7 protein-coding genes are annotated in these 6894 nt (G+C 46.7%); 3 read left to right on the top strand and 4 right to left on the bottom strand.

Features of this window, described 5'->3' with window-relative positions; translation table 11 throughout:
• The 3 genes from J7K63_00910 to J7K63_00900 form a co-directional block, all read left to right on the top strand.
• Positions 1-196 (top strand): hypothetical protein (locus tag J7K63_00910; protein ID MCD6233587.1); only part of this gene is annotated, 196 nt, incomplete at its 5' end.
• 37 nt (positions 197-233) lie between these two features.
• Entirely contained in the window at positions 234-944 is a 711-nt protein-coding gene (locus J7K63_00905; protein ID MCD6233586.1) for a M48 family metallopeptidase, read from the top strand.
• Positions 945-956: 12 nt separating this feature from the next.
• Positions 957-1997: a DUF4236 domain-containing protein gene (locus tag J7K63_00900; protein MCD6233585.1), complete on the top strand. Its 1041-nt coding sequence runs from the start codon at positions 957-959 to the stop codon at positions 1995-1997.
• A 216-nt stretch (positions 1998-2213) separates the two neighbouring features.
• Here the strand turns inward: J7K63_00900 and J7K63_00895 are convergent, their stop codons facing one another.
• The 4 genes from J7K63_00895 to J7K63_00880 form a co-directional block, all read right to left on the bottom strand.
• Positions 2214-3224: a hypothetical protein gene (locus J7K63_00895; GenBank protein ID MCD6233584.1), complete on the bottom strand. Its 1011-nt coding sequence runs from the start codon at positions 3222-3224 to the stop codon at positions 2214-2216.
• A 103-nt stretch (positions 3225-3327) separates the two neighbouring features.
• Positions 3328-4572 carry a hypothetical protein gene (locus tag J7K63_00890; protein MCD6233583.1) on the bottom strand — a complete coding sequence of 415 codons (1245 nt, stop codon included), beginning with the start codon at positions 4570-4572 and terminating at the stop codon, positions 3328-3330.
• Positions 4573-4591: 19 nt separating this feature from the next.
• Positions 4592-5371 (bottom strand): outer membrane lipoprotein-sorting protein, encoded by a 780-nt coding sequence (locus J7K63_00885; GenBank protein MCD6233582.1) that lies wholly within the window; start codon positions 5369-5371, stop codon positions 4592-4594.
• Positions 5368-6894 (bottom strand): MMPL family transporter (locus tag J7K63_00880; GenBank protein ID MCD6233581.1); only part of this gene is annotated, 1527 nt, incomplete at its 5' end. The genes J7K63_00885 and J7K63_00880, both read right to left, overlap by 4 nt.

Genomic DNA, 6894 nt, shown 5'->3' with positions numbered 1-6894 from the left:
GGCTATAGATGAAGTCATTGAACGAAATCGTATTGTTAATTGGACCAGTGACATAGACACACAAAATCGTATGAGAAACGAGATCGAAGACCTCCTTTTCGATTTCAAGAACAAAGAAGGCATTGAGATCACTTTCGAGGACATGGATGCGATTATGGAACAGTGTCTGGATATTGCCAGGGTCAGAAGGCCGTAGAGGGAAACCTCTGTGTTTGCCCTTGAATGGGATAAATATGGATGAGAAAATAGAATTGAAATACGGTGCGCGAAAGTTCGTTGTTGATGTTGTGGCGGAGAAACGCAAACGTCTTTCCGTTACGGTGCATCCGGACCTTCGTATCACGGCAAAAGCACCTGCCGAATGTGAACTGGAAATTATTCTTAAGCATTTGGAAAAGCGGGCATCGTGGATAGCCCGGCAGATTGATTTTTTTGAGCAATTTCAGCCCCTGCCTACGGAGCGCAAATTTGTCTCCGGTGAAACTCACTATTATCTCGGCAGACAATATCGTTTGAAAATACGGCCTGGCGGGAAAGCCCGGGTGCGGCTGATCGGTCGCTTTTTTGAAATGGAACTGCCTGATACAAGCAATAAGGAAAAGGCAAGGGCGCTCATGCTTGATTGGTACTCGGCACACGCCAGGGATTTGCTTTCGAGAAGGCTTGCTCAGTACGTGCCGACTTTCGAGAGGATGGGGGCTGTGGTGCCGGAAGTACGCTACCGCCGTATGAAGAAACGATGGGGGAGCTGTTCGGGGAAAGGCGTCATTATGTTGAATACTGAGCTCGTTAAAGCTCCGACCCACTGCATCGATTATGTGATTATACATGAACTGTGTCATCTGCTTTATCCACACCATGATAAAAAATTTTACCACCTTCTCGGGCGAATTCTGCCGGACTGGGAAAAACGCAAGGAACGTCTGGAAAAAGTGGTAATCTGAGGAGTAACTATCATGAGCTTTCGTTTCTGGAGACGAATCAAGATCGCACCAGAAGTGACCCTGAACCTGAGTAAGTCGGGAGGATCGCTCTCGTTCGGGCCACGCGGTGCAAAGTTCACTGTCGGCTCCCGCGGGAAACGGACGACAGTGGGAATTCCGGGAACGGGACTCTTTTACACCACAACTCTTTCAGGCGGGAGCTCAGGTGGTAAAAGAAATGCGTCTTCAGTTGCGCCGGAGGTCCCTTCAGTCCGCACGAAAGATCGCCTGACCCTGGGCTTCTTCAAGCGGCTCGTCACACCGGACGACGAGGAGGCCCTGGTGGACGGTTGCCGGGAACTGGTACTGGGGAATGAGAACAAAGCGCTTCACCACCTTGAGCAAGCGGCTCATCTCGCAGACGGAGCGTACCTCGCCGGCTTTCTGGCCCTCAAGATGGGGCGACTGAAAGAAGCTGCGAGTTACCTGGTTACGGCTACCGAAAAACACAGCTGTCTGGGCCGTTACTTCTCCAGGTACGGTATCTCCGCCACAATGAGCCTCCCCATCACGGACGAGGTGTCCGCGCATGTGGGTCCGGATCTTCGGGATGTGCTGCTGGGCCTGGTAGAAGTCTATCAACATCAGGAGCGCTGGCAGGACGCGATTGCCTGCCTGGAAAAGCTGCGCCGGCTTGAACCCGACGACGTGGTGGTGAAGTTGTCTCTTGCGGAACTGTTGATGGACGCTCATCCGGGCGATAAGAAGGTTTTCCGGAAGGTTGTGCGGTTGGTTGAGGGCATCGGGAACGACACGTCAATCCATGCTACGTTGCTGCTATACAAGGCAAGGGCTTTGCATGAGCTCGGCCTGCCGGATGCAGCTCGCGAGGTTTTAACAGTCGCCCTGCGCCGTAAGAAAGGCCGGTCCGATGATCTCCTCCGTGCTCTGCGTTACGAGCGCGCTCTGATCTACGAGGATTTGGGGCAAAAGTCTCGTGCCCGCGCCGAATTCGAAAAGATCTATGCAGAGGCTCCGGACTTTGAAGATGTAGCAAAACGATTAGGTCTGTAGGGAATTAGAATGGCATCAAAAACAAAAAACTGCCACAAGCTTCTCGATACCGTGATGCTATCCCGCGCACAGGGCTGCCTTCCCGGCCCCTTTATTTTAGGTTGTGTACTAAAAATAAAATAAAGACGAATACTTATTTTAGTTCCAAGGCAGATACGTGACCATATCAACGGTGGTTGAAAAGGACAGACGGTCGTATCAAGGGACAATTTCTCATTACAAAACCCATCCGACATTCACCTTGATTCCCCAAAAGTAGTCCTGGTTCATGTTATAAGCTTCTTCATAGGTCATACTGGGTGTCTGAAGGTCAAAAGATTTGATTTTAAAATTGCTTTCCATACCCATGGTAATTTTACCGGGAATGAGAATCCGTTCATATTCCATGCACATTTCCATAGCTCTGTAGTTAATACTGCTTTTATTGTTATCGGCTATCCGGGTAATGTCCACCCGATCTTTTACCAGCTCCATTTCACCTGATCCCACATGATACTCCAATGTAAAAAAGAGCGCTTCCCGGCTTTGGAGGGGATACCGGGCTACAAGTCCCGCCCCGGCGAAATATCCTGTAAAACGTGTATCGGTAATCGTATCCTCGATTTCCTGTTCACCGATATGAAATGTGTAGGGTTTTTGATAAAGCGTTTTACCCCCTCCAAAATAACCTCTGGCAAATTTTTCTGCACCGGGTGGACTTCCCAGGGAAATTCCCAAAAAAGCATCACTGAACCGTGTGTAAAATTCCGCTTCCTCTCCGGCAGAATAATAATCGATAAAAGGGTCCTCATTGAAATTATAGGGGATATATTTCACATCATCCGTAAAATGCACTGTGGACCGGTAATCCTCATAATGAGTCCGAAAAACAATGGCCAGATTGTTCCAGGCATCAGGAATGAATATATCGGACAATAGGTGGAACAGAACATATCCCGTTGTTCCGACCTTGTTTTTGATCAGTTCATCCCGTCCTTTTGTGGTAGGTGCCTGAATACCATTTGAAAATTCATATTTCAGATTGTACAACCGGATAATATTTTTGTAATTCAACCGGGCATTAAGGGTTATCCCGGCATAGCCCTTCGTTTTTATTTCTGCCCGTTTTGGCTGATCCGGAAACCACATGAGCCATTTGGCACCGCCTTCAACCCGCAAGAATTCCTCAGAAAAAAGGGATGAATACACTAAAATGAGACCCAAAAAACCGATCTTGACATGTTTCATGGCATTTTTCCTTATCGGTGATTTTCAATATAAGTGCTTCACCGATAAAATCCTCGATTTTTCCAAAAATTCTTAAGTTGCACTTAATTGTTGAATTTGGGATCTAGAAATAATATTTAATTTTCGCATAAATCATGTCATTATCGTCAAAGCGCCCAAATCGGCCGGCATCCCCTGCAAATATGTTACTTCCCAAAAGGATATCAAATCCGTCGGTAAAAGAATAGGAGATTTTGGGGCGGATCAGGGCATCTCCTTCGTTCAACCCTGTATAGATGAAAAGTTCAAGCCATAATTTTTCCTGCAGAAAATCTTTCTTTGCCAGAAATGTGAGCGTGTGATCAAATTCATCGTTGAGTATCCCGGATTCATAATCCAGGATATACTCCTGGATGATCTGGGAACTGAAGATAATCCCCCGGACATTAAAATCCAGTCCCGCCATGCTGTGAAGGAAATTTTTCTTCACCGTGGCATCCGGATAAGCCGGTGATTCAATCTGAAAATAGCGCCCAGAATAAAACCCGCTTTCGCCCCGGAGGATAATGGAACCGACAGGTAAACTGACACTTCCGCCTCCCAGGGTTACCCGGTGATATTCAGGGCGGACCGTGAGCCCTGTCAATTGCTGTGTGACCGGGTTAAACTCTTTTGTCATGTGCATCACCGGATCATCATAGAACATGTATCCTCCCACCAGCTCCAGATCAAAACGGGAGGTCAGGGTGCTGTAACGGATAAAAGCTTCACTGTTTTCCAGCCGGGCGGGGACATCCGACGTGGAATAGTCAAAGACCGGCTGAACGGGATAATCCATCCCCGGATTCCAGATGGAAGTGGCATCGGGCATCCGGGTCGGAGTAAAAACCGGAACCCATACGGCTTCATAAGTGGAATTGCCGTGATAAGCATTGATTTTAAAGGCCGTTACACCCATGCGGATCTCGTCAAAATCCGGCAGGAGAAATTCCTGCAGGTCTTTGGGTGATACAACATCCGTAATAAAGGCCCCTTCCGCCTTGCCCTGGATAATCTGCTGTTTCCCGATCCTCAGATCAAAATTATCGAAAAACAGGTCGAGATAGGCTTCCCGGAGACCGATCTCCAGATTGCTATCAAATGTGTGGTACAGATAGGGGTTAACCAATAATCCCCCTTTCATGCTTTTCTTTTCAAAATTCAGATCCAGGGTGTTCTGTATGATGGAAAAATCCCGGTCTCCCTCGAGGAGCATACCGGTGTAATTCCGGGCATATCCTGAAATATATATGTTATCCATCCCATAGACAGAACCATTTATCATGATCAAACCTACAAGAATTATGTATTTCATTTTTCTGATCAACATGGATTCTCCTTTCTCTTTCTTATCGTCCCAGTGTCATACTGCGTTCTGTAAAGCGTCTGTCCGGAATGCCCCGATTGATCTGCACGTTATTGAAAGCCATATTTGTTTTATGATCTTTCTGCACATTTTTCATTTCCGTTTCAAGGATGGTCCAGAATCCGTCAATCTGATCAAACTTTTTGATCGTGAGGATTTTCAACAAATCACCGTCTTCATCATAGAATTCACGGCGAAGACCCAGGTAATTATCTTTCATAACCCATGTAATGGTTTTGGAATACATATAATCCTCTTCTTTGGGAATGCTTTCCACAACCCAGCAGGTTTTTCCTTCAAGGGTTTCTTCCCGAAGAAGTGTATGGGTATCTTCGTCGGGATGGCGGTCCCCCAAATCATCATAGGTAAAATCCGACCCCATGAAATAGTCGCTTTTTCCGTCACTGGAAATCCGCTTGGTCCGCTTCAGGGCCGGCAGGTAAATCCACTGGTCATCATCCCGGCCGTCGGCATAACTCCAATTCATAAAAGATGTTCCCCGCACGTCAGCCGGCGCCTGAAAGAACATGATTTTTTTGTCCACCTCATCACCGTATTTGATGTACTGTTTCAGGGTACGGACTCTGCTTTCCCCCTGCTTGTTGGTCAGGGTCATGGTGAGTTCGCCCTGCATGTCATCTCCTGTCGGTTTGTTGTAAACATCCTCCATGATTTGCTTTCCAGTGATTTCAGCACTCAAAGGTTGAATCATAAAGATGGTGAGCAAAAGACTCATGAACAAAGCTGCATGTGTTTTTTTCATTTTTCTTTCCTTTTTGTTATGAACAGATTACATGTATAGACCAGAATCATCATGATAGTCAGAGTTCCGGTCAGGCTTGTGAACATGTTCATGGATACCAGGGCTCCCAAAGTCCGGTTTGGCGGAAAAACGGAAAAGAGGAGAACGAGAAACCCTGAAATCACCACCACGGCATTGTACAGAATTGCCTTGCCGGTCTGGTTCATGGTGGCGTACAAGGCTGTCTCTTTCGACGGATTGCTTGCCAGATTCATGCGGTAGTGCTGGAGAAAGTGGATGGCATAATCGATCCCGACCCCCATGGCGATACTGGATAAGAGCGCCGTCGTGGTACTCAGGGCAATATTCAGAATTCCCATAAAACCGAAATTAATCAGGATAGTAATGAGAATCGGTGTAGCACCAATGAGTCCGGCTTTGATACTTCGGAACATAAGTATCAGGAGCCCCAGCACAAGGAAAAGGGACATCACGATACTTTTAATCTGACCTTCAAGAATCAGGTCCGTAAAAACCAGTGCCTTGTAGCCCGAACCGGCAAAATTCATTTCGATTCCCAGTTCCCGAAAATCATCTTCAAAGGATTTAATCACGGCAAGAGCTTCATTAATAGTTTTGGAATCGTCTCCCTTAAGTTGAAAGGTCACATTGGCTTTGCTGTAGTCATAATTGGTGACTTTCAGCAGGTTTTCCGGATCGCCGGACATTTCATATAGCAGAAGATACTGGGCTACCATATTCCGGGTTTCGGGAATGGCATAAAATTCTTCCCGATCTTCATTCATGACCTTGTTCATCCGCTTCAAGTAATCGGCCAGGGAAAAGGAATTTCCCACCCTGTCCAGTTTAACCGTTTCCGCCTGAAGTCTGTCAATCAGACGCAGACTCTCCGGCTTTTTAAACGTATCGGCATCAGGACTTTCCAGAACCACGTTCAAGGTGGATGTCCCGCCGAATTTGCTGTTTACAAAGGTGTCTGTTTTGACGATATCACTATCTTTTTCAAACTTGTCCAGAAAACTGGAATTGATCCAGACGCGCTGAATGCCGAAAAGAGAAATGGTCACAATCACCAGAACTGCGATATATATTGTTTTTTTCCTTGCCAGCAGTCCGTCTGTAAAACGAATAAAGAGATTGTATTCTGAACCTGCTTTTTCTTTCTTTTTCCCGGGATGATATCCCATAAGAATTACCATCACCGGCAGAAGAATCAGTGCCATAAGAAAGGCAGAAAAAATCCCGAAGGCTGTAAAAATCCCGAAATATTTGATAGGATAGACTTCCGAGGTGAGGAGAGAGATAAAACCGATCATTGTGGTAAAAGCCGCCATGGCAAGGGGTTTCCACAGGATTTTGATGGTATAAGCCAGGGCTGTGGATTCTTCAGCCCGAGGATGACGGCCGGCATACTGTTTCAAATGGTTGTAAAAATAGATTCCGTAAGCCACGCCGATGGCAATGAGCATCACGGGGATCATGGTGGAGACGGAATAGATGGGAATTCCCAGAACTGCCATAAG

Source organism: Candidatus Neomarinimicrobiota bacterium (genome assembly GCA_021157965.1).
Classification (GTDB): domain Bacteria; phylum Fidelibacterota; class Fidelibacteria; order Fidelibacterales; family Fidelibacteraceae; genus Fidelibacter.
Note: the sequence above shows the minus strand (reverse complement) of the source record. Positions and strands in the feature narration are given on the sequence as shown.